The sequence below is a fragment of the Caballeronia sp. NCF2 genome, from assembly GCF_023631205.1.
In the GTDB taxonomy this organism is placed as follows: Bacteria; Pseudomonadota; Gammaproteobacteria; order Burkholderiales; family Burkholderiaceae; genus Caballeronia; species Caballeronia zhejiangensis.
Genome location: NZ_JALQDN010000074.1, coordinates 1 through 24,168, shown reverse-complemented (window position 1 = coordinate 24,168; position 24,168 = coordinate 1). Strand labels below are relative to the sequence as shown.

The 24,168-nt window shown below is 60.5% G+C and carries 25 protein-coding genes; 2 read left to right on the top strand and 23 right to left on the bottom strand.

What is annotated here, in order from left to right:
• Positions 1-160 precede the first annotated feature (160 nt).
• The 5 genes from NCS02_RS30105 to NCS02_RS30085 all read right to left on the bottom strand — a co-directional run bounded on the left by NCS02_RS30105 (position 161) and on the right by NCS02_RS30085 (position 4,150).
• The gene (locus tag NCS02_RS30105; protein WP_244808622.1) at positions 161-475 is read right to left on the bottom strand and encodes a type II toxin-antitoxin system RelE/ParE family toxin; all 315 of its coding nucleotides are present in this window, start codon (positions 473-475) and stop codon (positions 161-163) included.
• Complete coding sequence (locus NCS02_RS30100; RefSeq protein ID WP_244808621.1) at positions 472-741, bottom strand: type II toxin-antitoxin system ParD family antitoxin; 270 nt, start codon at positions 739-741, stop codon at positions 472-474. Before NCS02_RS30100 ends, NCS02_RS30105 begins: the two co-directional genes overlap by 4 nt.
• Positions 742-1,693: 952 nt before the next feature.
• The gene (locus NCS02_RS30095; protein WP_244808620.1) at positions 1,694-2,422 is read right to left on the bottom strand and encodes a pirin family protein; all 729 of its coding nucleotides are present in this window, start codon (positions 2,420-2,422) and stop codon (positions 1,694-1,696) included.
• 8 nt (positions 2,423-2,430) lie between these two features.
• On the bottom strand, positions 2,431-3,504 hold the full coding sequence (locus tag NCS02_RS30090) for an alkene reductase (protein WP_244808619.1): 1,074 nt from the start codon (positions 3,502-3,504) through the stop codon (positions 2,431-2,433).
• 70 nt (positions 3,505-3,574) lie between these two features.
• The gene (locus NCS02_RS30085) at positions 3,575-4,150 is read right to left on the bottom strand and encodes an isochorismatase family protein (protein ID WP_244808618.1); all 576 of its coding nucleotides are present in this window, start codon (positions 4,148-4,150) and stop codon (positions 3,575-3,577) included.
• A 129-nt stretch (positions 4,151-4,279) separates the two neighbouring features.
• On the opposite strand from NCS02_RS30085, the gene NCS02_RS30080 reads away from it, so the two are divergent.
• The gene (locus tag NCS02_RS30080; RefSeq protein ID WP_250523466.1) at positions 4,280-5,170 is read left to right on the top strand and encodes a LysR family transcriptional regulator; all 891 of its coding nucleotides are present in this window, start codon (positions 4,280-4,282) and stop codon (positions 5,168-5,170) included.
• Between the two features lie 162 nt (positions 5,171-5,332).
• Here the strand turns inward: NCS02_RS30080 and NCS02_RS30075 are convergent, their stop codons facing one another.
• From NCS02_RS30075 to NCS02_RS30060, 4 genes are all read right to left on the bottom strand, one after another.
• A complete protein-coding gene (locus NCS02_RS30075) occupies positions 5,333-5,725 on the bottom strand; it encodes a DUF305 domain-containing protein (RefSeq protein WP_244808616.1) in 393 nt (130 codons plus the stop codon).
• Positions 5,726-5,915: 190 nt separating this feature from the next.
• Positions 5,916-6,173, bottom strand: coding sequence for a DUF4148 domain-containing protein (locus tag NCS02_RS30070; protein ID WP_244808615.1), 258 nt, complete (start codon positions 6,171-6,173; stop codon positions 5,916-5,918).
• Between the two features lie 188 nt (positions 6,174-6,361).
• Positions 6,362-6,982, bottom strand: coding sequence for a c-type cytochrome (locus tag NCS02_RS30065; protein WP_244808614.1), 621 nt, complete (start codon positions 6,980-6,982; stop codon positions 6,362-6,364).
• 8 nt (positions 6,983-6,990) lie between these two features.
• On the bottom strand, positions 6,991-8,925 hold the full coding sequence (locus tag NCS02_RS30060; RefSeq protein WP_244808613.1) for a thiamine pyrophosphate-binding protein: 1,935 nt from the start codon (positions 8,923-8,925) through the stop codon (positions 6,991-6,993).
• Between the two features lie 206 nt (positions 8,926-9,131).
• On the opposite strand from NCS02_RS30060, the gene NCS02_RS30055 reads away from it, so the two are divergent.
• Positions 9,132-10,487, top strand: coding sequence for a citrate synthase (locus NCS02_RS30055; RefSeq protein WP_244808612.1), 1,356 nt, complete (start codon positions 9,132-9,134; stop codon positions 10,485-10,487).
• Between the two features lie 20 nt (positions 10,488-10,507).
• On the opposite strand, the gene NCS02_RS30050 is transcribed toward NCS02_RS30055, so the two are convergent.
• The 14 genes from NCS02_RS30050 to NCS02_RS29985 form a co-directional block, all read right to left on the bottom strand.
• Positions 10,508-11,632 (bottom strand): porin, encoded by a 1,125-nt coding sequence (locus NCS02_RS30050; protein WP_250520332.1) that lies wholly within the window; start codon positions 11,630-11,632, stop codon positions 10,508-10,510.
• A gap of 103 nt (positions 11,633-11,735) precedes the next feature.
• Positions 11,736-13,208, bottom strand: a complete 1,473-nt coding sequence (locus tag NCS02_RS30045) for an MHS family MFS transporter (RefSeq protein WP_244808610.1) — start codon at positions 13,206-13,208, stop codon at positions 11,736-11,738.
• Positions 13,189-14,484 (bottom strand): NAD(P)/FAD-dependent oxidoreductase, encoded by a 1,296-nt coding sequence (locus tag NCS02_RS30040; protein ID WP_032488745.1) that lies wholly within the window; start codon positions 14,482-14,484, stop codon positions 13,189-13,191. The genes NCS02_RS30045 and NCS02_RS30040 overlap by 20 nt, the downstream gene beginning before the upstream one ends.
• Before the next feature lie 12 nt (positions 14,485-14,496).
• Positions 14,497-15,450 (bottom strand): PdxA family dehydrogenase, encoded by a 954-nt coding sequence (locus NCS02_RS30035; protein WP_244808844.1) that lies wholly within the window; start codon positions 15,448-15,450, stop codon positions 14,497-14,499.
• A gap of 70 nt (positions 15,451-15,520) precedes the next feature.
• Positions 15,521-15,862 carry a non-heme iron oxygenase ferredoxin subunit gene (locus tag NCS02_RS30030; protein WP_244808609.1) on the bottom strand — a complete coding sequence of 114 codons (342 nt, stop codon included), beginning with the start codon at positions 15,860-15,862 and terminating at the stop codon, positions 15,521-15,523.
• Between the two features lie 22 nt (positions 15,863-15,884).
• On the bottom strand, positions 15,885-16,400 hold the full coding sequence (locus tag NCS02_RS30025; RefSeq protein ID WP_244808608.1) for an aromatic-ring-hydroxylating dioxygenase subunit beta: 516 nt from the start codon (positions 16,398-16,400) through the stop codon (positions 15,885-15,887).
• Positions 16,393-17,754 (bottom strand): aromatic ring-hydroxylating oxygenase subunit alpha, encoded by a 1,362-nt coding sequence (locus NCS02_RS30020; protein WP_250520330.1) that lies wholly within the window; start codon positions 17,752-17,754, stop codon positions 16,393-16,395. The genes NCS02_RS30025 and NCS02_RS30020 overlap by 8 nt, the downstream gene beginning before the upstream one ends.
• 29 nt (positions 17,755-17,783) lie before the next feature.
• Positions 17,784-18,815 (bottom strand): 4-hydroxy-2-oxovalerate aldolase, encoded by a 1,032-nt coding sequence (gene dmpG / locus NCS02_RS30015; protein WP_244808606.1) that lies wholly within the window; start codon positions 18,813-18,815, stop codon positions 17,784-17,786.
• Positions 18,812-19,804 (bottom strand): acetaldehyde dehydrogenase (acetylating), encoded by a 993-nt coding sequence (locus tag NCS02_RS30010; protein ID WP_244808605.1) that lies wholly within the window; start codon positions 19,802-19,804, stop codon positions 18,812-18,814. Before NCS02_RS30010 ends, dmpG begins: the two co-directional genes overlap by 4 nt.
• Before the next feature lie 48 nt (positions 19,805-19,852).
• Positions 19,853-20,638 carry a fumarylacetoacetate hydrolase family protein gene (locus NCS02_RS30005; protein WP_244808604.1) on the bottom strand — a complete coding sequence of 262 codons (786 nt, stop codon included), beginning with the start codon at positions 20,636-20,638 and terminating at the stop codon, positions 19,853-19,855.
• Positions 20,639-20,663: 25 nt separating this feature from the next.
• Positions 20,664-21,359 carry a class II aldolase/adducin family protein gene (locus tag NCS02_RS30000; RefSeq protein ID WP_244808603.1) on the bottom strand — a complete coding sequence of 232 codons (696 nt, stop codon included), beginning with the start codon at positions 21,357-21,359 and terminating at the stop codon, positions 20,664-20,666.
• Complete coding sequence (locus NCS02_RS29995; RefSeq protein WP_244808602.1) at positions 21,356-22,219, bottom strand: VOC family protein; 864 nt, start codon at positions 22,217-22,219, stop codon at positions 21,356-21,358. The genes NCS02_RS30000 and NCS02_RS29995 overlap by 4 nt, the downstream gene beginning before the upstream one ends.
• 69 nt (positions 22,220-22,288) lie before the next feature.
• Positions 22,289-23,131, bottom strand: a complete 843-nt coding sequence (locus NCS02_RS29990) for an alpha/beta fold hydrolase (protein WP_250520329.1) — start codon at positions 23,129-23,131, stop codon at positions 22,289-22,291.
• A 704-nt stretch (positions 23,132-23,835) separates the two neighbouring features.
• Positions 23,836-24,168, bottom strand: a 333-nt coding sequence (locus tag NCS02_RS29985; protein WP_250480973.1) for a LysR substrate-binding domain-containing protein, incomplete at its 5' end; no start/stop codon positions are given.

Genomic DNA, 24,168 nt, shown 5'->3' with positions numbered 1-24,168 from the left:
TCCAGCTTGCCCTCGAAATACCTGCGGTGCGACATCTGTACTTTGCTCAAGTACGACATTACAACTTTGCCGTGACAAATTAAAATGCGATAACTACGGTTATGTCAAATATTAGATCGTTGGGTTGCTGCTGCGACCGTTTAACGCGCTAGTACGCTCATCACTGTTCGTCATCAGAGGTCAACGCTGCTTCATAATCTTGGCCGCCATAGAAGACACCAATGATCGAAACGACGTCAGTCTCCACGGTATAGGCGATGATCGATCGCTTGCGGAAATGAGTGACGCAAAGTCCTGGCAGCAGATCGTCGCGTGCGACTCCACGTGCTGGGAACGTCTGGAGTGTCATACAAAAATCAACGATCGAATCGACATATCTTTCAGCCGTTATTGGAGCGCCGGCGTTTGCGATGCGTGCTTCAAGTCTACGCAGCTGATCGAGCGCCTCGGGCGCGAACTGGATCCGCCAATTCATTCGTGACGCGTGCGAGATTTTTTCAGCGCAGCGCGTACCTGATCGACAGACAGTGCGCGGTTGGGATCGTCCCGAAGCGCTTGTGCTGCCGGAACGACATCGTTGCGCAACCATGCCTCGACGGCACGGTCACGCTCGCGAAGCGCACGAAGTGCGTCTCGCAGCACTTCGCTGTCAGATGCGTAGTCGCCGCTTGCCACCTTCGTGCGCACGAATTCGGCCATCTCGTTGGGTAACGTAATGCTCATTTGCTGGGTCGTTCTCATACCAGCCTCCGCTTAGTAGGATTTAATCCTACTCGCATCCGACTTACCGTGCAACTCGGTCCGACAGCCCTACCTCCCATTATTCAACCACAAAAAGTCGGACTGAAACTGGGGGCAATTGAGTTATGTCCAATCATGGTCCACGCGCGTTTGACAGCAGCATCACCGGCGTTACATCTTTTTGGTTGGTTACGCTAAGACGTCGACAGCTGAGGACCTCACGTCATGAAGTTCGACGAAGACCAAGCGCCAAAAGCAACGGACGACCTATATAGGCCCGCTGGCGAACCTATGTCGATCTGATCGTCGCTTTCTTTGCCGGGATGGCCCTTATTATCGGGGCGATCGGATTGGCCTTCCGCTGGCTTCCCATTTGACGCCTGTGCTTACCCTCTGATCTTCTGCCAACAGCCACGATCGAGGTTTTCGCCCAACGTCTAGGCTTTCATGTGCCTTAAATCGCCGGTTGAGTGCGTCACGGCTATGAAGGTCATGCCCCTCTAGCCAAAGATGAGCGCATTTACAACGTTGGGTATTGGAGGCGACGCCGCCAGAGTCAGGTAGGATCCCCGTACGACTTCCTAAACAGCCACATGCCAATCGAGTCGGAACGGCTACTCTTGCGACCTCGGAAAAATGCGGACAGGCAGCCTTTCGCGGATATGTCGGCCAACAAAAGCGTCATGGAGCACGACTCACCGCCCGAACAAGCCAAAACAGTCTTGCGGCACGCTACCTCGCTACCGGGAGAGACCGTCGAAGTGGTGCGCGAGGCTCATGGGCACCAAGTCATGATCCGCTCGTGCACCCCGACGAACTTGAACGCCTAACGGCACGCCGTTCCAAGCTCGGACGTTGGCCTGGCGCGCCGGTATCGATCGGCCGAATGATAACCAGATCGATATTTCTCTCGACTTTGCGACTCTGCTCGGCAATCGTGCCTCAACGCGCATCATGGCTGCAGCTGTTCACCGACAAACACGACAGCTTGCGCGGGCCCGTCCGCGGCAGTAAAGGCGACGCCTTCGCAATCCGGCCGGCCATGAAACACCGGAATTGCGGGACCGTCGGGGCCAAAGCGCTGACCCAGGTACTCGATCCCGCCACTGATCGGTAGGAGGAACAGTGTCTGATCGGACAGAAGCGGAATCGCAATTTCGGCACCGGCCGCGAGCGATACATCGAGAATCGTCACAGGCGTCGGCGGTATCGCGGGCGAAACCACACCGCCGAAGTTACCGACCGGGACCCTGATGGTCACGCCCGCCTGTGTCACGACCGGCACTTCTTCGGGCTCGACGATCAACGGAGACGGCGCGATGCTTTTCTTCTCGCGCGACAGGTCTACGAAGATCTGTAGCGAGTGAACGGTCTTGCCGGATTCAGCCGGAACTTCATCGTGAACGATGCCGGACCCGGCCGTCGTCCAGTGCAGTCCACCGGGTCGGATCAGGTTTCGCGTTCCGATCGAATCCCGGTTGAGCACGCCCGTCTCCGAGTCGAGGAAGATGTACGACACGGCGCACATGCCGGCGTGACGATGTGGCGGAAACGTCGGCGCACCCATCCAGGCGTGATCGACTCCGAGGAAGGGATCAAGCATGCCTTCCGGGTTGCGCACGGCAAGCGCGCGAAAGTGCTCACCGTGCGTGAATGCTTTGACTGGTGCGAGAGAGAACATCGCTTGCCTCACGCGACCGACGCTTCGTCGAGGGAAGGATAGTCCGTGTAACCGACCTCCGTTCCGCCGTAAAAGGTGGCAGGATCCGGCACGTTCATCGGCGCATTGAGCTTCAACCGCTCGGGGAAGTCGGGGTTCGCCAGCACCAGCTGACCAAAGGACTCGAGATCGGCCAGGCCCGAGCCGACGTCCCTCCCGGCATCCGCAGGTGCGCGGCCCGGACGATTCAAGATCAGCGCATTCGTCCACAGTTGCCGCAGTTCCGCGAGTAAGGCGTCGTTGCCCTTTTGCGTGATGTGCAGATACGCCAGTTCGAGCTTGTCGAGTTCGGATACGAGATAGCGGTACAGGGCCGGCCCCTCGTCACCTTCGTCGATTCCCCAGATCGAAAGACCCGGCGACAAACGGATGGCTGTCCTGTCAGCGCCAATCTCCTCTGCGATCGCGCGCGCTACATCGAGCGCGAACCGGCTGCGATTTTCGATCGAGCCGCCATATTGGTCCGTGCGCGTATTGGCGCTGGGTGCGAGAAACTGATGCACGAGATAGGCGTTCGCGCCATGAATCTCGACGCCGTCTGCGCCGGCTTCGATGGCGCGTCGCGCAGCGAGTCGGAACTCGTCGACGATACTGGCGATCTCGTCCGTCTGCAACGCTCGCGGCACCGGAATATCCTGCATACCGGTCGCGGTGAACATTCCGGTTCCCGGAGCAATGGCGGACGGGGCTACGCCTTGGCGATGATGGGGCGTATTATCCGGATGGGACATGCGACCGACGTGCATCAATTGAATGAACATGCGGCTGCCTTTTGCATGTACAGCTTCTATGACAGTTCGCCAGCCTGCCACATGCCTATCGGTATAGATGCCGGGTGTCGCCAGATAGCCCTGGCCTTCGTCGGACGGCTGAGCGCCCTCCGCCACGATCAGACCGACACCCGCGCGCTGTGCGTAGTATTGCGCTGCAAGCGGGCCGGGCGTTCCATCGCCAAGCGCTCGCGAGCGCGTCATCGGTGCCATGACCATTCGATTCGACAGCTGATTCCGGCCAATGCGCACCGGGCAAAACAATTGATTCATGATGGGTACTCCAGGGTTGCTCTAAGCGTCCGCAGTCGGCACAGTGAGGAGAGCCGGCGAAGATAGTTGTTTAGTGGTAGTTCAGAATGCCGACAAGTTGCTGGCCTACAGGACTAGTCCAATCGACAGCAAGTTCGGCGATGATCTGGTCGACCGTCGTAATGACAGCGCCGGCCCTTTCCATGCGGCGCAGCGCGATCTCATTACCGAACTTGGTGTTCGATGCCGAGGCGTCCGCCGAAACCTGGACTTCATAGCCTTCATCGAGCATCTGTAGGACCGGAAAGTTGACACAGATGTCCGTCGTCACACCCGCGACAATTAGGTTCTTGCGGCCGGTAGCGACGACCGCTTGGTTGAACCCGTCGTGGTGCATCGCGTTCACGATGCCCGGCCGCTTGATACGGGCGGCGAACGCTTCCGGAAGGATCTCCTGTAGCTCAGGGAGCAAAGGCCCCTGAACACGGTCTTCCATGCTCGAGGTGAGCACTACAGGAATTTTGGCCGCTTTTGCGATCCGCGCCAGCTTGAAGGTATTTTCCCGCACCAGATTCAAGTCGTGCGAATGCGTCCAAGCAAGAGTTCCGACTTGGTGATCGATCAACAGAATTGCGGCATTTTCGGGGGTGAAGGCTTTCTTATGCATGGCTAATCCTATCGTTTGAGATTTTTTGCCAAGGCGCTTCTCGCCTAAGCACGCTTCAAATTTATCCTTGATCGCGTTTTCTAAATAGCCGTAAAATGCCGTCCATGTTGTTCAACAATTTTGAATACGATGATCGTAGGCACGCCCACGATTGACCAGCTTCGGGTCTTCGTTACGGTAGTGGACGAGGGTAGTTTCGCTGCTGCGGGGCGGCGACTTAGCCGCGCTACCTCGGCAATTAGCTACTCGGTGGCGGCACTTGAGGAGCAGCTTGGGATCGAACTGTTTGATCGAACCAATCCGAGACGACTGACTCTGAGCGATAACGGAAAGATCGTGCTTGGACAGGCGCGCAGTGTTGCAGGCGGAGTAGACGACTTAAAAGCACGCGTCGCGGGCATTCTTGAAGGCTTAGAACCCGAACTAACGCTGGTCGTTGATGTCATGCTCCCGACTGAGAGGCTGATTGACGCCATCCGAGCCTTCGAAGAAGAATTCCCTACTGTCACGATACGGCTCAATGTCGAGGCCCTAAGTGCTGTATCGCGGCTGGTCCAGCAAGGGGCGGCACGGTTAGGTATTGGCGGTTTGCTGCATAGTGACGAAACCGATCTGGAGCGCGTAGCGATCGGAGCCGTCGAGATGATGCCGGTCGCCGTTCCGTCTCATCCTCTGGCTGGGCCTGAACGCGGTGTAGTGGGCGCGTCAAAGCATCATCGGCAACTGCTACTTACCGTGCGGAGCGCCTTTGAAGACAAGACGAAAATGGCGGTGTTCGCTCCTGAGACGTGGTCGCTTTCCGATCTTGGAGCCAAGCGTGCATTGCTGAACGCCGGCTTAGGGTGGGGTTATATGCCCGAACACTCTGTGCGCGATGACCTTACGGCAGGTCGTTTAGTCCACCTCAATATTCCGGAGCTTCCCGGCGGCATGTATCCGTTACAAATTATGTACCGCACGGATGCGCCGCCGGGACCGGCCGGTTCGTGGCTTATTAAGCGGCTCGCTGCGCAATCGTAACTTGCTCAGGATTGATTTAGCCGAGAAGTTCGACGGTAACACTTGCGGAGTCTATCGATCCGGCTGGCCCAGTGAGTGTGGCGCGGTCGTTCAGATATGACGTCCGTCTTGCGCCAGTTCCACAGGAAGCTACCCGCAAGCCTTGCATCTGCGAGCCGAGGCTCATGGCTTTGCCGTCTGTTCTGGCTTATGGGTTTGCATCCACGTACGCATAAAATTAAGCTGCGCTTGCTGCGAATACACAATGCCCTGAGCCACCTTGCGGAGCTCCGGATCCGTTCCATACTGGAGCTCCACCTTCGCTAAATCTACGGCCACCTGGGTATGTGGCGCCATCTGAGCCACGAAATCGAAGTCCGCATCTCCAGTATATTTGGAGTTCGTCTTGCCTTGAATCATGGTACGGTTGGCAACCCTATAAGCGTCGGTCGACGGAGCGTTCGATTCTCGCGCAGCAGGTGCCGGTTGACTCGGAGACGTCTGGGCCCAAGCGTCTCCGACCAATGCAGCGGCGAGAAGTACTACTGAGGAAAAATGCGCTGTAAGATTGGCCATTGTGTTCTCAAAGATGTGCGCTCAGTGCTCGCGTTCGCGTCGATGACACAGACGAGGGAGCAGGCACTCTGCGGTGTATCAGCTAGTAAGAAGGCTAAGAAAGAGCCTCCCCGCCTCCCCCATCCCGACTAGACGGTGCATTAGAGGTAGGTCGAACGGTTTACACACAAGTGAGTAGCGGCGGGATCGATCACCGAATAGGTGCCCTTGTGACATCGGACCGGTCGGGAGTCTGCACCTCTTTCCCGCTTGTTTCGATCTTCGCGTGCGCAGCTTGAAGGTTCTCTGAAAAATGCATCCAATCGGCTGGGTTATACCCAGCCTGTTCGTACCGAGCGAGCTCTGAGCGCACTTCAGCGCGGGTCCGTTCCCCCGCAGCTTGCGCCGAAGCACCGAGCGAGAAAGAGGAAAAAGAAATAGCCAAAACGATTCCAGCGAGCGCCTTCATGAAACCTCCGTAATTCGAGTGGCAGCAATTTCTTCTTTTTAAATGCTGCCCTCGGAATTCTACGGGTTTGTCTCATGAGGGAAAATACGAATTTGCGAGACAGTTTGTCGCTGGAAATGAGAGAATCGCGCGCCGCGCCACGTGCGCTTCAGGAACGGCCCGAGGCCTGATCTGAGGCTCGCACCGCCTTACTTGAGTGTTACTAGGTATCGCGCGACGGCCTGCACATCCGCCTCGGTCAAAATTTTCGGGAAAAGTTTGGGCATGGCGCCTGACGGATTGCGCACGAATGACTCGACGCCTGACACACCCCGTCGCTCGGCGACACCGATGAGCGACGGCCCCACTTCGCCGCCTCCCGTTGCGCCATGACAGGACGCGCATCGTGCAACGTACACCTGCTGTCCACGTCCGGAGTCGTCTTTCGAAGACGACGACGTCTCGACGGCCGCGCCAAGTAGTCCGATACGGTCCGCGTCAGGGGACGCCGGAATCGCCATGAGATACGCATGAATCTGTATCAGCTCGCGATCAGACAGGATTTTGCTGCTGTAGAGAGGCATTTGCCCTTTCGGCGAGCGCACGTAGGCCGTCATCGCCTCTACCGGCAATGGCGCCGGTGCGAGCGCGGGTCCCGACATGATGCTTCCCTGACCAACGGGTCCATGGCATTCGTAACAGCCCTTTCTCGTATACAGCGCCTGTCCGGCTTCAACGTCCGTCTGTCCAGCCATCGCAGGCGGCGACGTCATATCGATTAGGCAGGCAAGCGCACTCGCGGCCATCCCGACCATGCGTATCGGCTTCATTTGCGCTCCTAGCGAGGTTGCGTGAGGACGTCGAGAAAGGCCGGTTCGCCCGCCTTCACTCGCTGCATCGCGCGCGCGAGAGCGGGTCCGAGGTCGGCCGGGTTTGAGATTGGTCCCTCGGCCCACATACCCATGCTTCTGGCGAGTCCGGCATAGTCGATCGGTGGATCGTTGATAAGCGTGCCTGCCGTGCCGTTTTCAGGTTTTCGATCGCGCCAGTTGGCCATGCGCTGTATATGCATCGATTCCTGGTGGTAGGCGCGGTTGTTATGCATCACGGTGAGCAAAGGAATCTTGTGATGCGCTGCCGTCCACAGCACGCCAGGCAGCACCATCAGATCGCCGTCGGTCTGGATATTGACAGGGATGCGCCTCGCATCTCGATGCGCAATCGCGGCGCCCACGGCGGCCGGCGCGCCGTAGCCCACGCCATAGCCACCTTCGCCGCCGATGTACTGCCAAGTCTTGTCGAAATCCCACAACCGCTGCGGCCACTGGCTAATAAACAATGAAGACGACACCAGCGCCCAGTTTTCATGCCGGATCACATTCCAGACTTCCTGCGAGAGCCTTGCCGTGCTGATTGGACTTGCATCCCAGGCGCGAGTCGCGTCGTGTCGCGCCTTCTCTCGCATCAGCGAATGAGCCTGACGCAGTGCAGGCGCGCGGTTTCTAATCGTCTCCCGCTGCTTGTCCGTGCATACAACCTTCACCGCTTCGAGCAACGGTCCGAGTGAGGCCTCCGCATCTCCGCCGACCGCAAGTGTCGGCGCGATGAAACGCTCCGCGTCTTGCATGTTCGACTTAGAGTAGAGATACGACGTCGACACGCTCACGAGATCAACACCGGGCTTGGTGAACTTCCTGGTCGGCCGCCCTATCACGTCCGCTACCGTTCCCGTCAGCCCCCACAGATCCGACACTTCGAGCGCAAGAATGACATCCGCTCGCGATATTAATTCTGACTTTAGATAGGTATGGTTCAGATAATGCCCGGTCGGGAAATTGAGCCTTCCGAGCAAGTCGACGACAGGAGCGTTCACCGCTTCCGCAAGCGCAACCAGCGCATCCATCCCAGCCTGAGAACGGACCGCGCGGTCCGCGACGATGATCGGATTAGTCGAGCCGCACAGCATGCGCGCAGTCTCTTCCAACGCAGCGCGGCCCGCAACGGGCGGCGAGACTGGACGAAACGGCGGCACCGAGATCTCCGTCGGGTTCTCGATGGGGCGCTCCTGCAACTCGCCGTCGGCGATTAGCAGCACCGGCTCCATCGGCGGCGTCATCGAGAGAGTATAGGCGCGCACGAACGACTCCGCGTAGTGCTGAAGAGACACAGGTGCATCGTCATACTTCGTGAAGTCGCGCACCAGCGCACCAAGATCCAGCGCCGTGTGATACCACTCGACGCCAGGACGGCGCTTCGTCGCGTCCGCGATGTTCCCCGCGATGACGATCATCGGCACGCGGTCGCACCACGCGTTGAAGATCGCCATCGAGGCATGTTGCAGCCCCACGGTGCTGTGGACGAGGCAGGCCATCGGCTTGCCCGCGACCTTCGCATATCCATGTGCGATCGCCGCCGAAGCCTCTTCGTGCGTACAGATAATGAGCGCGGGCTGCTGGTCTCCCGCATAACTCACGATCGATTCGTGAATGCCGCGAAATGTGGAGCCGGGCATGGCGGCGACATAATCGATGCCAGCCATGCGCAGCAGATCCACCATGAAGTCGGAGCCCGGATTACCGATGTGGACCGGGTCTAACGCAGGCGCTTCCTGAAGTGACGGCGCCTGGGTCTCGGCGGCAACCAGACGCGCACCGGGCTTTCCGACCGAGGGTGCTTTCTTGACAGGCTGCGCCACGCCAGTGTTCGGCTTCATGAGCGCGGTTGATGCTCCGGCGGCGATCGCTTCCTTGAGGAAGGTTCTTCGAGCCGTCATGGTGTCTCCTCCCGTTCATTCTCTGTAGTTGTGGCCAATGCCATGCCTGAATCGCGGGCCGATGCGAAGCCAAAGGTAAGGTTTACGGTCGGGTTGATCAAGATTGATTGTTGAATCAATGCGCTGACACGGCATTATCGAATCGATAGACTATGTGCACGTCTCGCCGTAGAGTTCGTATTGATCCATATCGACAGTAAATCAACGTGTCCGACATCATCACGAATGGTCCTGTACTTCGGAAAACGAAAGACGCGCCCTCGGCGGCGCAGTCCGACCACGCGGACTATGTGACCGCGGCCGAAGCAATGAAGATCCTGAACGTACGGCAACAGACGCTGTATGCCTACGTGAGCCGCGGTCTGATCCGTAGCATCGGACAGGCGGGACACAAAGGACGGCTCTACTGGCGCGACGACCTGAGGCGTCTCGAATCGCGTTCACTCGCGCGGCACGGGCACGGCGCGGTCGCGGCATCGGCCATGAATTTCGGCGAGCCGATCATCCCTACTTCGGTGACCGAGATCACGCCCGAAGGGCCGCGCTATCGAGGCAGGCTGGCGACCGATTTGGCGCGTGCACGACTTCCATTTGAGGCCGTCGCGCAGTTGCTTTGGACTGGAATGCTCAACGATAGCATCGTCGAACTCGAATGGCCGAAGCGAAAGCCATGGGCCGAACTCAGCACGCTCATCGAAGCATCGTGGCGCATGCAACCCGGCAATCTTCTCGACATGTTCTCCATCGTTACGCTGCACCTCGGCGGCGGCATGCAGCCATCACTGCGCCGTGGCAGGAAGGCGGCGGTCGAGCCGGCCGACCTTGACATGGCATCCGCCGGGATCGATATCATCCAGACGCTGGTCGGATGTTGCGGACTGATGTCGCCCCGCAGCCACTTCAAGCCGATGGAGACCGGTCAGTCGGTGGCGCAAGGCATCCTCTCTTCGCTGGCGGTCGAATCGACCGAGATCAACCGCGAGTCGATCGAAGCGTTACTGATTCTCCTCGCCGATCACGAACTTTCACCCGCCACGGTCGCAGCCCGCGTGTCGGCATCGACGGGCTGCACGCTGCACCGTTGCGTGGTATCCGGCATCGCTGCGAGCACGGGTTCGCTGACCGGCCAGTTGTACGACCGCGTCGAGGAATTCTTCGACAGCGCCAGCACGATGCAAGCACTGATGCGCCGCGCCAATACGCTGCTCGAACGCGGCGTCGCAGTTCCCGGTTTTGGGCATCCGATCTACCCCAGAGGCGATCCGCGCGCCCGCTACATGCTCGATCTCGCACGCCGTCGGACCGACAACAGCCGCCAGATGAACGCGATCTACCAGTTCGTCGACCAGATCGCCAAGGAGCACGGCTTGCTTCCGCGTCAAGAATTCGGCACCGTGGTGCTGACTCGGGCCATGGGTCTGCCGCGACGCACGAGCGGCGCAATCTCCGCGCTCGCGCGCGTGGCCGGATGGCTCGCCCACGTGCAGGAACAGCGCATGTACGGAAGTGTCCTTCGTCCGCGCGCGCAGTTCGTCGGCTCATCTGCTTCCAACCGCAAGTGAGCCGACCGCGAACGCCTTCGTCAGAACAGATGGCGAATGCCGAATGACACTTCCACCTGGGACCTGGTGCTCGACGGCTGCATGAAGAAAATGGCGGCATTGCTCGCCGAGCCGACCGCGCGCTGATAAATCGCGAAGGCGTACAGATCCGTGCGTTTCGATAGCAGATAGTCGATCCCCAGATCGACCTGATGCCACTTCGGCGACTGATTCAGTTCCTCATAGTGACCGAAGGTGAACATGTAGCCGAGGCCGGTATAGAAGTCTGGCGTGATGTGCCAGGTTCCGTTCAATTCTGCATTGTCGAGTCGTAGATGGCTACCGTCGAAATAGCGGTATTTGGCGTGCGAGTACACGAGATTGTCCTGCGTCGGCCCGATGGCATACGAGGCCGTTGCGGCAATCACCTGCTGCTCGTCCACCGGCGCGGTTCGCGTTCCTAATGCGCTAGTCTTGAACAGACTGAACGGTGCTGGATAGTCGCTACCGGCGGCGCCGTTGGGATTGTCTGTCGCATTGGGGTGGTTCATCTGCAGATAACCGACCGCAAGCTTCAGGCTACCATTGCGATATGCCGCCGTCGCGCTGTAGGCGCGATTATTCGCGAAGTCGCCCGCAGCGTTGCTCATCGCATACATGGCAGCGAAGCTGAAGCCGCCCCAGCTCGGGCTCGTGTACTTGACCGAGTTCTGGAAGCGCACGGTGCCGAACAGGTTGTCGTTATCGGATACATGCGCGCCATTGCCGCCGAACAGTTTTGCCGCGCCCGTATCGGCCATGAAATCGTAATTGGTATCGTACTGACGACCCAAGGTCAGCTTGCCGTATCGTTCCGTGGCAAGACCCACGAATGCCTGCCGTCCGAACATGCGCCCGCCTTGCCCCAGCGCACCGGTGTTGCCGTCGAAGCCATTCTCCAGGGTGAAGATGGCCGACATGCCTCCGCCGAGATCCTCGCGCCCCTTCAAACCGAAACGATTACCCTGAATCAGGCCGCTTGCGGATTCGAACAAATGACTGCCCTTTACATTGTTGACGTACGCGGGCCCAGTACCGATGAGGCCATAGAGCGTCACGCTGCTGTCCGCGTGTGCGGCGCCGGCGCCGAACGCAAGCACGCCCAGGAGAAGCCTGTTCTTCTTCATGATGATGTTTTTAGAGAGTGAGAGACGAACAAAAGCCGCGCCGGGTGCGCCTCCAGCGAGGCACACGACGCTCGTCCAATGGCTACGTGAGAAACGAGGGTTGCTAGACGGTGATGTCGTCGTGCCGCGTTTCGCGCACGCGCAGCACCACGCACAGCGCGACGAAGGCGAGGCAGAGATAGTAGAGACCGATAGCGGAGGGGTCTCCGTGATTGCGCGCGGCGAGCGAGGCCGCGATCATCGGCGCGATGCCGCCGCCGAGCACCGTGCCGAACGCCTTGCCCATCGAGAAGCCCGTGAACCGCACTCGCGTGGGAAACAGTTCGCCATAGAAGCTGCCGAACATGGCGTACATCGGTGCATGAATCACGCCGACCGCTGCCACGACGGCGAGCACCACGACCATCGCCGAACGGCCGTCGAGCATCGTAAAGAAGAAGTTCAGGTAAATCGCCGACGCCACGATGCCGAGCAAATACACGCCCTTGCGCCCGAGGCGGTCGGAGAGCGCGCCATAGAGCGGTACCGACACGAGGGCAAAAGCGTTAGCACAGGCGATCGCGCCGATCGCGACCGACCCCGGCATATGAAGCGTCTTGGTGACGTAGGAGATGGAATAGACGCCGGTCAGATAGTAGAACGTGCTCTCCATGATGCTGACTACCAGCACGACGAAGACAGGCCACTTGTAGCTGCGCAACGTTTCCCACGCCGGGATGCGGGTTAGTTCGTGCTTACTCTGCTGCTTGCGGAACGCGACCGTTTCCTCGACTCGCAAACGGATATACAGACCGATCACCACCAGCACGGCGCTCACAAGGAACGGCACGCGCCAGCCCCAGGCAAGCAAGGCGTCGTGCGGCAGACGCGACACGACGAATACCGCCAGCGAGGCCAGCAGCACGCCCAGCGGTCCTGCCGCCTGAAGCGCTGCCCCAAGCAGGCCCCGGCGACGTTGTTGCGCGCTCTCGAGCACCATCAGGCTGGCAGCAGCCGACTCACCCCCTAGCGCGAAGCCCTGGACGAAGCGCAGCGCGACGAGCAGACAGGTCGCGGTCATGCCGATTTGCGCGACGCTCGGCAAGAGCCCGATGGCCGCAGTACCGATACCCATCATCAGCAGTGTGACGAGCATCATTGATTTGCGGCCGATTTTGTCACCGAAATGACCGAACACGAGTCCCCCGAGGGGCCGGCTCGCATAGCCAACGGCGAAGGTCGCATACACGGCGATGGTGCCGCTAAGTGCGTTCAGCTTCGGGAAGAACAACTCTTCAAAAACGAGCGGCGCGATAAAGCCGTAAAGAAAAAAGTCGTACCACTCGACCATTGTGCCGAGAAAGCTGGCAAAGAACAGTCGTCGTGATCCCGATTCCGTTGTGTTCGCGCCGGAAGCGGATTCCGTGCTCGTGACTGCGCCGTGCCACTCCTGCGAGGTTTCAAAAGCTTTCACGCCTGTCTCCTTTTGGCGTGGACGGTCAGCCGCACGACTGGTACCGCCCCGCTCTGATGTGCTCTGTCGATGTGAATGCAAAAGTCCGATGCCTGATGCGCTTCTAAGTGTTCGCACCTCCATTCCTCGCGGCGCCCGCGGACCGCTGCAGAAGGCTCTTGAGACTGACCTCCTGCACGGCGAGCGTCTTTCGGTCGACGCGCACGCCCTTCTGCCACATGCGGCGCAGTATCGGCATGTCGGCGGGCGCGTTGATGCATACCGCCGCGACGATTTGCGCGGGCTCGTCCGCTGCGTGCTCCTCCAGCCAGACCAACGTCGCCTTGCCGTCGCCTTCCCGCACGACCGGTGTGGCCGTCGCATTCGGGAAGCCGAGGATCTGGATATTCACGTCGCCCTGATCGGACCAGAACCAAGGCAACGGATGCGCCGCCGCCCGCTTGCCGAGGATGGCGCGGGCACACGCCGCACCCTGCTGCTGCGCGTTGTCCCACGACTCCAGCCGCCGCATCCCGATGGGTCCGGAAGGATGCTCGAACGACGCCACATCGCCGCACGCGAACACGTGGGGATCGACCGTGCGGCCTTCAACGTCGCATAACACGCCGCCCGCACAAGGGAGACCTGCTTCAGCCGCGAGTTCGTCGTTCGCCACCATGCCCACCCCCGCAACCACCAGGTCGAATTCTTCGCGAACGCCCGATAGCGAAGCGGCATAACGTCCGCCGGGCAGCTTCGACAGTTGCTCGATGCCGGCGCCAAGGCGCACGTCGACGCCAAGCGAACGCTGAATCCCGAGCAGACGCTCACCCACGATCGCCGGGACGGTCCGTTCGCATAACCGCTGCGCCGCTTCGACCAGCACCACGTCGACGCCCAGCTTCCGGGCGCTGCACGCGGTTTCCAATCCGATCCATCCGCCCCCGATGAGCAGCAGCCGCTTGCCTGCTTTCAATCCGCGGCGGATATGCAGAGCGTCGTCGATCGTACGCAGATAGGCGATCTGGTCGCTCGCGTCGCCAGGCACCGCCAGCCGCCGGGCGCGTCCGCCCGTTGCGATCACGAGACGATCGAAGCAAATCTCCGATCCATCGTCGACGTGCACGGTGCATGAGGGGCGGTCGATCCGCGTAACGTTCACCCCGGTCCGCAAGTCGACATCGGACTGCCCCGCTTCAGACTTTTCGAGCAGAGCGGCTATTTCGGGCACGTTTTCCGCGCTCAGCCACGCTTTCGACAAGGGCGGCCGCTCATACGGACCCACGCGTTCAGCGCCGAGCATCATAATCTCGCCGCGATGTCCCTCCGCACGCAAGGTCTTCGCCACTGCCGCGGCGGCCTGCCCCGCTCCGACGATCACCACGCGTGAAAGTAACGGATTGGTTGAGTGGTACGCCATGCCGCCGACTCCTTATTGTTCGTTCAGGAAGCCGCGCTTCGTGGCAAGCGCCGCCGCCGTCCTCAACGCGGCGACCATGCTGTGATGCTGCGCCAGGTTCCGTCCCGCGATACCCATTGCAGTCCCGTGAGGAACGGTCGCGCGCACGTAGGGCACCCCAAGATAGAGCGTGCAGGCCCCTTCGAACGCAGCCGACTTTAGTGCGATCTGCCCCTGGTCGTGATACATGCTGACGACCGCGTCATAGCGCCCGTCGAGTCCATGACGAAATACCGAGTCGGGCGAAACAGGCCCCCGCACGTCGATACCCTGCGCTCTGGCTTGTTCGACCGCAGGACCGATGATTCGCTCTTCCTCCTCGAACATGGCGTGCGGGTTGAGTCCCGCAACGCCGATGCGCGGCGCCTCGATTCCCCAGTCCTTCAAACGCTCATTGACCAGCGTGACCAGGTTGAGCACCGCATCGAAAGTCACGGTGGCGGGCACGTCGCGCAGCGGGATGTGCTCCGTCAACGGCACCACGCGCAGTCTGCCGCTCATGCGAAACATGAAGGTATGCTCGGGCTGGAGTTCGTCGATGCTTGCCACTTCCCCCGCGAGCTTGAGCGACGTCGAATCGATCGGCCCCATGATCCATCCGCCGATCAGTCCGTCATGCGCGATCCGGTCCGCGAGCGCCATCCAGCGGACGACGGCTCGTCCCGCCGCGGCGGAAGGCTGGCCCGTGACATACTCGTGCGGCGCAAGATCGAGCGGATCCAGCACCACGATGCGCCCCGACGCGAAAGCTTCCTCGTCGTACGACTCCATGACTTCGGCCTCATCGCCGAGTGGCACCGCTCGGGCGGCAGCCTGGATTGACGCGATATCACCGATCAGCATGGGACGGCATACCGCGCGCACCGATGCGTCCGACGCCGCCTTCACCGCGACCTCCGGACCGATGCCTGCCGGGTCACCGACCATCACTGCGATGATCGGCAGCGAAGCCGCAGGCGTTGTTGTCTCTATCATTTCTGCGCCCTTTCAGTCATCGTCAGTCGGCGAGTCGCGCGAGCACGACGCCATCGCGCACTATAGCGGCGTAACTGCGTATCGGTTTGCTGCACGGTGCCGCGCGGACTTCCCCAGTGCGAATATCGAACTCACCCTGATGCAATCCGCAGACGATCGAAAAACCGTCGAGCATGCCGGTCAACACGAGCGATGCATCGCCATGAGTGCAGGTGTCGTCCGTGACGAAGGCGAGATCGTCCACGCGCCATACCGCGAGCGTCCTCTCGCCGAACTTCACCTGAAGGCCGTCACCATCGGTCACGTCGTCGAACGGGCAGAGAGGCGTCCATCCGCTTGTGTCGCTCGATGTTCTGCTTTCCATCGCGTGTGCTTCCATGTCGGCCTCAGATCAAGAATGTGAGGTTGTTCATCGGCGTGTCGTTGTTCAGCAGAAAAACCTTTTTCTCGCGAATCAGCATTGCGCCTTCGTCCAGTGCCAGCACATGGCGGCAGCGTCCGAACAGGGTCTCCTGGCGATCGCTTCGCACCTCGCCGAGCACGAAGTTCGAATGCACAATCAAGGCCTCCTCGCTCGCGCTTTCGATAGTCACGTTCGATACGACGCGCAGCAATCTCGAGCGCGGACTCTGCGCATGAGCATGACGACCCTTTAGCCGAAAGATACGATCGTCGAGCTGCCGCCGGCTTTCGTAGATGAGCGAGATCGATTTGTCCGGTTCGAGGTCTTCGGTATTGCATGGCACCCAATAGAAGCCGTCTGCGTGCCACAGTGCGAGCCAGTCTTCGAAGCGGTGCGCGTCCATCAACGCGGCCTCGTGATAGAGAAACTGCGAAGCCCGCTCGATCGGCGAAACACCCACTTCCGACGAGAGCCATTGAGGATGAACGACGTTATTCAAGTTCGGCTCCCTTGGTCATGAGTTCCAGCCAGTAGCGCATCTGCCCCCGCTGCGGTACCTCATCGGAGATGTGTCCGGTGATGGTGCCGTCGGCGTGGGTCTGCTCACGTGTCATGCCGCGGGAAATGTCGATCCACGGATTGACCTGCGCGTTCATCCCGCGCTGCGCCCGCTCGAAAATCTCGGCGTCGTCAGGCGAGCCCGCCCCCGCCGGTCCATAGAAGGACTCGTGCTGACGCAGGCGCATTGTATTGATCGCATCGTCCACGCCGTCGAACAGCACCGGGAACATCAACACTTCGGTGCGTCCCGGTTCCAGCGGTATCATGATGCGGACCTGGTTATTGATGATCTGCATATTCGGGAACACGCCGATATGCGGATCGCCGGCGATCGCGACGAGCAACTTGGATTGCTCGGCGCCGTCGCGCGCGGCGAGCGCCTCGATATATTCCGCGCCGCCCTGCACGCCCTTGAGATAGGCTTCATAGTCAGCGTAGTGCTCGACGCGGTGCTCGCGCATGTCGAGCATCGCATGACCGTTTCCGAGATCCCGCGTGTAGGTCTTTGCCTTGCCATCGAACGGGTCGGCACGATGCGTGGCACCGATGCCGCTGTCCGCCTGACGCTGCCACATCGACACGACAGACGCGTGCACGTAATGCGGGTGATAGCCGTCCATGCCGACCATCTTCCAGTTGCCGTTGTAGACGGTCTTGTGCACGCCTGCCGACAGTTTGATCTGGCGCGTCGGTGATGCATCGACAAGCAGGTCGATCATCTGCGCGGCCGGCCCGAGATACTCGGCAAGCGAGCCGACCTCCGGCGACAGCGAGGCGAACACGAAGTCCCGATAAATCTCGACGCGCGGTGCGCTTGTGAGCGAATACTCTTCCATGGGGAAGTCGTCGCCATAGCCGGCCGGGTCGGTCACATTGATGAGCTTGCCGGTATTGTCATAGGTCCAGCCATGGAACCAGCAGCGAAAGACCTTCTCACGTCCCGCTTCCTGCTCGCAGACGGCCGCGCCCCGATGCCGGCAGCGGTTCATCAGGACACGCACGACATCGTCATGACCGCGCACCATGATGACCGGCTGGCGTCCAAGGCGCCGTACCCGGTAGTCACCTTTTTGTGGCACTTCGCTGGCGTGACCCACATAAAGCCACGAACCATGGAAAATGCGCTCAATTTCCGCCTCGAAGATATCGGGCGAGGTATAGACGGCCGAGTGGACACGACCGGGCTGCACTAGCTGGCGCAGCGTCGCGGCATCGACCGATTGCGCGTTACGCACAAAACGCACGGGGCTTCCGGCACTGCCGCCCTCGAAATGCGTAAATCCTTTCTCCATGTTGCCTCCGGCTTATCCTTCAATCGGCGTTAATGGGTGCTCGCGTCTTCGGCGGACCTCGACAACAGATCGAGCGCTGCATCGACAATCATGTCCTCCTGACCGCCGACCATCCGGCGCCGGCCCAACTCGACGAGAATGTCGACGGTCTTGAGGCCATAGTGCTGTGCCGCGCGTTCGGCATGCCGCAGGAAGCTCGAGTAAACGCCTGCATAGCCGAGCGCGAGCGTTTCGCGATCCACGCGTACCGGTCGTTCCTGTAACGGCCGCACGATGTCATCCGCCGCATCCATCAGGCGGTACAGGTCGCAGTCGTGCAACCAGCCAAGTCGGTTCGCCGCCGCAATGAAGACTTCCAGCGGCGCGTTGCCCGCGCCCGCCCCCATTCCCGCGAGACTTGCATCGACGCGGTTGCAGCCTTCTTCTACAGCGATGATCGAATTTGCGACGCCGAGGCTCAGGTTGTGATGCGCGTGAATGCCCGTTTCGGTGCTTGCGTGAAGCACATCCTTAAGCGCGCGAACGCGATCGCGTGTGTCGTTCATCGTCAATGCGCCGCCGGAATCCACGACATAGACGCAGGTCGCCCCGTAGCCTTCCATCAGACGCGCCTGCTCCGCGAGGACCTCCGGCGACGCCATGTGGCTCATCATAAGAAAACCGACCGTATCCATGCCGAGATTGCGCGCCGCCTCGATATGCTGTTTCGACACGTCCGCCTCTGTGCAATGCGTGGCCACGCGCACCACGCGCGCACCGGCATCGTAGGCCTCGCGCAAATCGTGCACAGTGCCGATCCCCGGTAGCAGCAAGGTCGCCACACGCGCATGCTGGACGACTTCGGCGACGGCGGCGATCCATTCGGCATCTGTGTGCGCGCCGAAGCCATAGTTGAAGGACGAGCCTTGTAGACCGTCCCCATGAGCCACCTCGATCGAATCAACGCGCGCTTCGTCGAGCGCACGCGCGATGCGCCGCACCTGATCCAGGCTGTAGCGATGCCTAATCGCGTGCGCGCCGTCGCGCAACGTGACATCCGAGATATAGAGCTTTTGCTTCATTGGATCCCCGCGAAGGTGTCATCGAACGCGTCTTGCCCCGAAACGGGCAGCCGCGCCGCGATGGCCTCGGCCGCTGCAAGCGCCGCCGACGTCATAATGTCCAGATTGCCCGCGTAGGCAGGGAGATAGTGGGCCGCCCCTTCCACCTCCAGAAAGACAGAGGTCTTGAGCCCGCTGCGCAGACCGAGTCCCGGCACTTCGACCGGACGGCTAGAAGGAATGCGCTCAAACTGGACGCGCTGCTTGAGCCGATAGCCGGGCACGTATGCACGCACGGATTCGACCATGTCGGCGATCGCTGTTTCGACGGCGCTTTCGTCAGCGTCTTCGGAGAGCGTGAACACCGTATCGCGCATGAGCAAGGGTGGCTCGGCGGGATTGAGCACGATGATCGCCTTGCCGCGTGCAGCGCCGCCGACCGTTTCCAGCGCACGCGACGTGGTTTCGGTGAACTCGTCGATGTTCGCGCGCGTTCCAGGTCCCGCCGAACGGCTCGAAATCGACGCGACAATCTCGGCGTAATGAACACGCGTGACGCTCGACACCGCTGCGACGACCGGAATGGTCGCCTGACCACCACACGTCACCATGTTGAGGTTGTGGACGTCGCGATGCATGTCCAGGTTCACCACCGGTACGCAATACGGTCCGATCGCGGCGGGCGTCAGATCGATCAAGCGAATGCCGGGTTTTGCTGCGCGCAGTAGGGCGTCGTTGCGTACGTGCGCCGCTGCGGACGTGGCATCGAACACCATGTCAATATCGGCAAACTCCGACATCGACAACAAGCCGTCCACGCCACTGTCGCAAGTTTGCAGGCCCAGCCGCCGTGCTCTCGCAAGGCCATCGGAAGCTGAATCGATGCCGACCATGATCGCGGCTTGCACGTTGCGCCCGTGACGCAGTATCTTCACCAGCAGATCCGTACCGATGTTCCCGGAACCGATGATCGCCGCCTTGAGTGGCCTATTGGCCTCTTTCGAATCCATTGTCGTTTCCTCTGGTCCTGTTTGATTCGTACGCGTGATGAGCACGCGTCATGCGAAAGCGACGTCCGCGTGGCCCAAACCGTCGAACTCGACACGCATGTGGTCTCCGGCGCGCGCCGGCAACATAGCCGAAAGCGCACCGGACAAGATGATCTCGCCCGCCCGCAACGGCATTCGGAACTCGCCGAGTTGATTGGCGAGCCAGACGACTGCATTAAGCGGATGCCCCAGCGCGGCAGAACCCTGGCCAGTGCCGATGATTTCGCCGTTGCACGAGAACCTCATCGTGATTCCTGCGAGGTCGAGCGCGCGAGGATCGGCCCGCCCCTCGCCAATCACGAAGGCGCCCGACGAGGCGTTGTCGGCGACCGTGTCCTGAATGCGGATCCTCCAGTCGCGGATGCGTGAGTCAACGATCTCGAAACAAGGCATGACCCACTCGGTTGCGTCGAGCACGTCCTTCGCGGTGAGGCCGGGTCCGCTCAAGTCCTTTCGTATCAGAAACGCGATTTCCCCTTCGGCGCGCGGCGCAATGAATTGCGACAGCGGAATCGTCGCGCCGTTGGCGTACTGCATGCCGGAGGTGAGCTGCCCGAAATCCGGCTGCCGCACATCGAGCATGTTCATCACGGCTTCGCTCGTGATTCCGATCTTCTTGCCGACGATGCGTTCGCGTCGCTTCGCCAGACGCGTGGCGACCATGCGGCGTTGAATCTCGTAGGCATCGGCGATGGTCATGCCAGGCTCGGCCATCGTGAGCGGTGCGATCGGCTCACATTCCTCTAGGGCGGCGAATAGCGCGTGCGCAACCGTGCCGATCTGCATCGACTCCATGTTTTCTCCTGATTCTGATTATCGGTTAGGTATGCGAACCCTCAAGCTCGAGGTCTCCGGCGCTGAGGTAGTCCCACATTCGCTCGATGACGCGTCCCGCTGTCGTCGCACGTCGCGCCGCGTCTTCCGCGCTCATCGCGGACGTGTTATCAAGGCGCATTGCACGAATGTCACATTCGACCCGTGCAGCTTCTTCGAGAAACCACGTATAGGCAACCGCCTCTTCCAGGGAGGCACCCACGACGACTGCACCATTGCCGCGCATGACGACTGCGCGCGCGTGGCCAAGGGTCTCGGCGACGCCTTCGGCCTGCGGCGTCGAGCGAACCAGCTGCACGTCGTCCCATAGCGGCGCAGACGGCGCGAAATAGGTGCCCGGTCCATGACGCGGGACCGGCGTGATGCCGGCGGTCGAGAGACTCATCACTGAAGGAGGCATGCTGCGTGCGACGGCGCCCACGTCATCCCTTCTTGCATATATTTGCTGATGGATCCGTACTTCACCCAGCACGCCATCGGGCAATTCGCCGCGGATCGGTACGACCACGCCGGCCTCACGTCGGATTAGTCCCGGCGGCATCGGCGCGCACACGAGCAGATAGTCGTGATTCAGGCGCAAACTGCAATGCCCGTAGGCATGGACCAGTCCCGCGCGCCCCAATGCACGTGCCGCCATTCGCACGGTGACCTGCTGCGCAGGTGACGCTTCGATCGTGTTCATGAGCCGAACTCCAGCACTTCTGGCTTCGAACCCCACATGCAGAAGGAACTTGGCTCGAACGGGAACTGTCGCGGAAGATGCGTGAGATGCTCCTCCTCGCTGAACACGCGAACGCCGCTCGAATACTCGTAGACCATGCCGTCGGGTCCCTCGAAGTACAGGAACATCGCGCCGGAAGTCGGGTGTCGTCCCGGCCCGAAGCGAATCCGAATGTTCTTCTCCTTCAGGATGTACCAAGCCCGCATGATGTCGTCGATGCTCTCCACCTGGTGATTGATGTGCTGTACGCCGGCATGCGGCGACGGCAGCAACGCAACCTTGTGATGCACAGGATCGATGCGCAGCAGGGCTGCATCGCCGATTCGATCGCTCACGCGGGCGCCGAGTACCTCGGTCCAGAACTTTTCGTCGCGCTTCGCGTCCGTCGTGCACAGGCCGATATGGCTGAAGCCGGTGATGCCCGCGTCGCGCATACCGTAGTAGCGCTGTCCGCGATGGTGCGGCGACACCACCAGATCAATATTGTTGCCACTGGGGTCGGCAAAGCTGATGAAGTCACGCACGCAACGCTCCTCGGCCTCGGCCGCGCTGCCGCGCGTGAACGCGATTCCGGCGTCGTCGAGCACTTGTGCCGCATGATCGAGCGCTTCGGGTGTTGGGACCTCGAAGCCGCTAATCTGTCGAGCGGGGTCACCTTCCGAGAACACAAGTGTATGATCCCGGTCATCCGAGCGCAGATAGACGTTCTTCTCTCCACGCCGTGCAATTTGGAGCCCTAAGACCTCAGTCGCGTAACGGGTCGCGCTTCCCAGATCGCGCGTGCCAAGACGCACGTATGCCACATCTTTCAATTCGATCACGATGTCTCCTTTCCGCGGCTTGCTCATGATCCGGCCGCTATCGCGGCGCGGAGCCGATCTTTGTTTGGGTCAGGAATCTTTCAATTCGTTGAAGAGAAACTCGACGACAAGCCGATTGAAGCGCTCCGCCTGTTCGATCTGTGTCCAGTGACCACAGCGGCCGAACATATGCAGTTGAGACTTTTCAATGAGCTCGTGTAAGGCGAGGGAGGTTGCGGGCGGAATGACCTGATCGTCGCGGCCATGCACGATGAGCGTTTCGTGTGAAAGAGCCCGGATGTCCTCAACGGCCGTCGCCATCGCTTCGACCCACCGCTGTCGCGGCGCCGGGAACATCTGTGCGAAGGCTTCGCTGCAACCGGGGCGAATGCTCGCCTCGTATCGCATGCTGGCGAGCGCCGGGGTAAGGCGGGACTGATCGAATGCGAAGTACTGCATGATGCGTTGCATGTTTTCGAGCGAGGGCGTGTAGCCCCAGACGGCGTCGAGTCCTTCTGTGATCGGGAACGAGACGCCCACGCTTCCCATGAGTACCAGCCGTTCGACTCGCTCTGGCCGACGCGCGGCCATCGCGAGCGCCAGCGCGCCACCGAACGAATTCCCGACGATGCTGGCTGACGTTATGTTGAGTGCATCGAGGAAGCCGAAAACATGGTCGATCCATCGATCGAGTCCGTAAATGCCGTCTTCCAACCGGTCCGTGTAGCCGAAGCCCGCCATATCCGGCGCGAGTACGCGGCCATGCCGGGCGAGCGCCGGGATGGTGCCTCGCCAGTTGGCCCACGCGGTGACGCCCGGACCGGAGCCATGGATCAGCAAGACCGGTTTGCCGCTTCCGACGTCATGGTAATTCGTCCGGATTCCTCGCACGAGGATGGGCTGTCCTATTTCGGGGTTCTCGTTCTCGCTCACGTTCGCGTCTCCACTGGCTAGTTCTTTCTTGTGATCTTGAGACGACTATATGGCGCTTCCCTGCGTTGATCAATCTTGAATGTTTGATCAACATAAGGCGCCGTTAGCGCGTTTTCCTGATGGCGGAGGATGCGCACAGATCTGGCTTTCAACGGTGGGTAATAACCTCAAAGTCCGTGACGCTGCCTGACCAAAGGGGCGTGCAGCGAGTGACGTCGAATTCGGTGCAGGCCACTCATCAGCTTTCATGGTTTGCGAGTTTCCAAGGGAAACGCGATATCCCCATGCGTTCGCACGCGTGCCTCAGTGGCCGCGATCTACAAGACGTCCGTTCTGTTTTGTGTTTCGATCGACACCTTTTTCGCTGCTCGGGTCATGAGAATTACGGGTCCCCGCGACGCGTGGTAACCGGGCCGCAACTGCGTGCTTTTGAGAGGCCTTGCGTGTTCGTCGTGCCTTTCGACGGCGTGCCGACACGTGGCTCTAACGACAGTGCTCGCCGACGTGAACACATCAGAAGACTCTCAACGTTCTGAGCGACCAAGGCTTGCTGCTCGGAGGCGCAGCGGCGGCAAATGCTCGATGATCCGCAGATGTTGTTTGGAAATGCAGCAAGCCTTGCAGTCACAGTGTCGGACTGGCGCTTTTCAAGCGACGATCGCACGCCTCTCGGAACACCTCGATAAACGAACCCGATGGCGGCGTTATGCTTTTGATTTGACCTGTCGACGCTTCTTTTTCAGCGCGGGGCTTTTTGCGTTTGTGTCGGCATACTCGCGGATCATGTCCGTCAATGCGCGCAAGCCCGCCGGCACATGACGACGGCCGGGATAGTAGAGACATAGCCCGTCGAGCGGCGGCGTCCAATCTTCGAGCACGCGCACGAGCGCGCCTGCTTCGAGATCCGCGGCGACATTCCATTCAGTCAGATACGCGAGACCGATTCCCGCGCGCGCGGCAGTCAGCATCATGCCCGGTTCGTCGAGCGTCAGCGCGCCGTCGCCATCGATGCGTATGGATTCGCCATGCCGCTCGAA

Excerpts from the sequence above, each read along its gene's own strand:
- NCS02_RS30020 (WP_250520330.1), bottom strand. The coding sequence starts at position 17,754 with ATGGAGAAAGGATTTACGCATTTCGAGGGCGGCAGTGCCGGAAGCCCC.
- NCS02_RS30105 (WP_244808622.1), bottom strand. The coding sequence starts at position 475 with ATGAATTGGCGGATCCAGTTCGCGCCCGAGGCGCTCGATCAGCTGCGT.
- NCS02_RS30080 (WP_250523466.1), top strand. The coding sequence starts at position 4,280 with ATGATCGTAGGCACGCCCACGATTGACCAGCTTCGGGTCTTCGTTACG.
- NCS02_RS30065 (WP_244808614.1), bottom strand. The coding sequence starts at position 6,982 with ATGAAGCCGATACGCATGGTCGGGATGGCCGCGAGTGCGCTTGCCTGC.
- NCS02_RS30010 (WP_244808605.1), bottom strand. The coding sequence starts at position 19,804 with ATGGATTCGAAAGAGGCCAATAGGCCACTCAAGGCGGCGATCATCGGT.
- NCS02_RS30005 (WP_244808604.1), bottom strand. The coding sequence starts at position 20,638 with ATGGAGTCGATGCAGATCGGCACGGTTGCGCACGCGCTATTCGCCGCC.
- NCS02_RS30000 (WP_244808603.1), bottom strand. The coding sequence starts at position 21,359 with ATGAACACGATCGAAGCGTCACCTGCGCAGCAGGTCACCGTGCGAATG.
- NCS02_RS30030 (WP_244808609.1), bottom strand. The coding sequence starts at position 15,862 with ATGGAAAGCAGAACATCGAGCGACACAAGCGGATGGACGCCTCTCTGC.
- NCS02_RS30045 (WP_244808610.1), bottom strand. The coding sequence starts at position 13,208 with ATGGAGGTGCGAACACTTAGAAGCGCATCAGGCATCGGACTTTTGCAT.
- NCS02_RS30085 (WP_244808618.1), bottom strand. The coding sequence starts at position 4,150 with ATGCATAAGAAAGCCTTCACCCCCGAAAATGCCGCAATTCTGTTGATC.
- NCS02_RS30070 (WP_244808615.1), bottom strand. The coding sequence starts at position 6,173 with ATGAAGGCGCTCGCTGGAATCGTTTTGGCTATTTCTTTTTCCTCTTTC.
- NCS02_RS30100 (WP_244808621.1), bottom strand. The coding sequence starts at position 741 with ATGAGAACGACCCAGCAAATGAGCATTACGTTACCCAACGAGATGGCC.
- NCS02_RS30060 (WP_244808613.1), bottom strand. The coding sequence starts at position 8,925 with ATGACGGCTCGAAGAACCTTCCTCAAGGAAGCGATCGCCGCCGGAGCA.
- NCS02_RS30095 (WP_244808620.1), bottom strand. The coding sequence starts at position 2,422 with ATGTTCTCTCTCGCACCAGTCAAAGCATTCACGCACGGTGAGCACTTT.
- dmpG (WP_244808606.1), bottom strand. The coding sequence starts at position 18,815 with ATGAAGCAAAAGCTCTATATCTCGGATGTCACGTTGCGCGACGGCGCG.
- NCS02_RS30075 (WP_244808616.1), bottom strand. The coding sequence starts at position 5,725 with ATGGCCAATCTTACAGCGCATTTTTCCTCAGTAGTACTTCTCGCCGCT.
- NCS02_RS30040 (WP_032488745.1), bottom strand. The coding sequence starts at position 14,484 with ATGGCGTACCACTCAACCAATCCGTTACTTTCACGCGTGGTGATCGTC.
- NCS02_RS30050 (WP_250520332.1), bottom strand. The coding sequence starts at position 11,632 with ATGAAGAAGAACAGGCTTCTCCTGGGCGTGCTTGCGTTCGGCGCCGGC.
- NCS02_RS30090 (WP_244808619.1), bottom strand. The coding sequence starts at position 3,504 with ATGAATCAATTGTTTTGCCCGGTGCGCATTGGCCGGAATCAGCTGTCG.
- NCS02_RS30035 (WP_244808844.1), bottom strand. The coding sequence starts at position 15,450 with ATGGTCGGTGACCCGGCAGGCATCGGTCCGGAGGTCGCGGTGAAGGCG.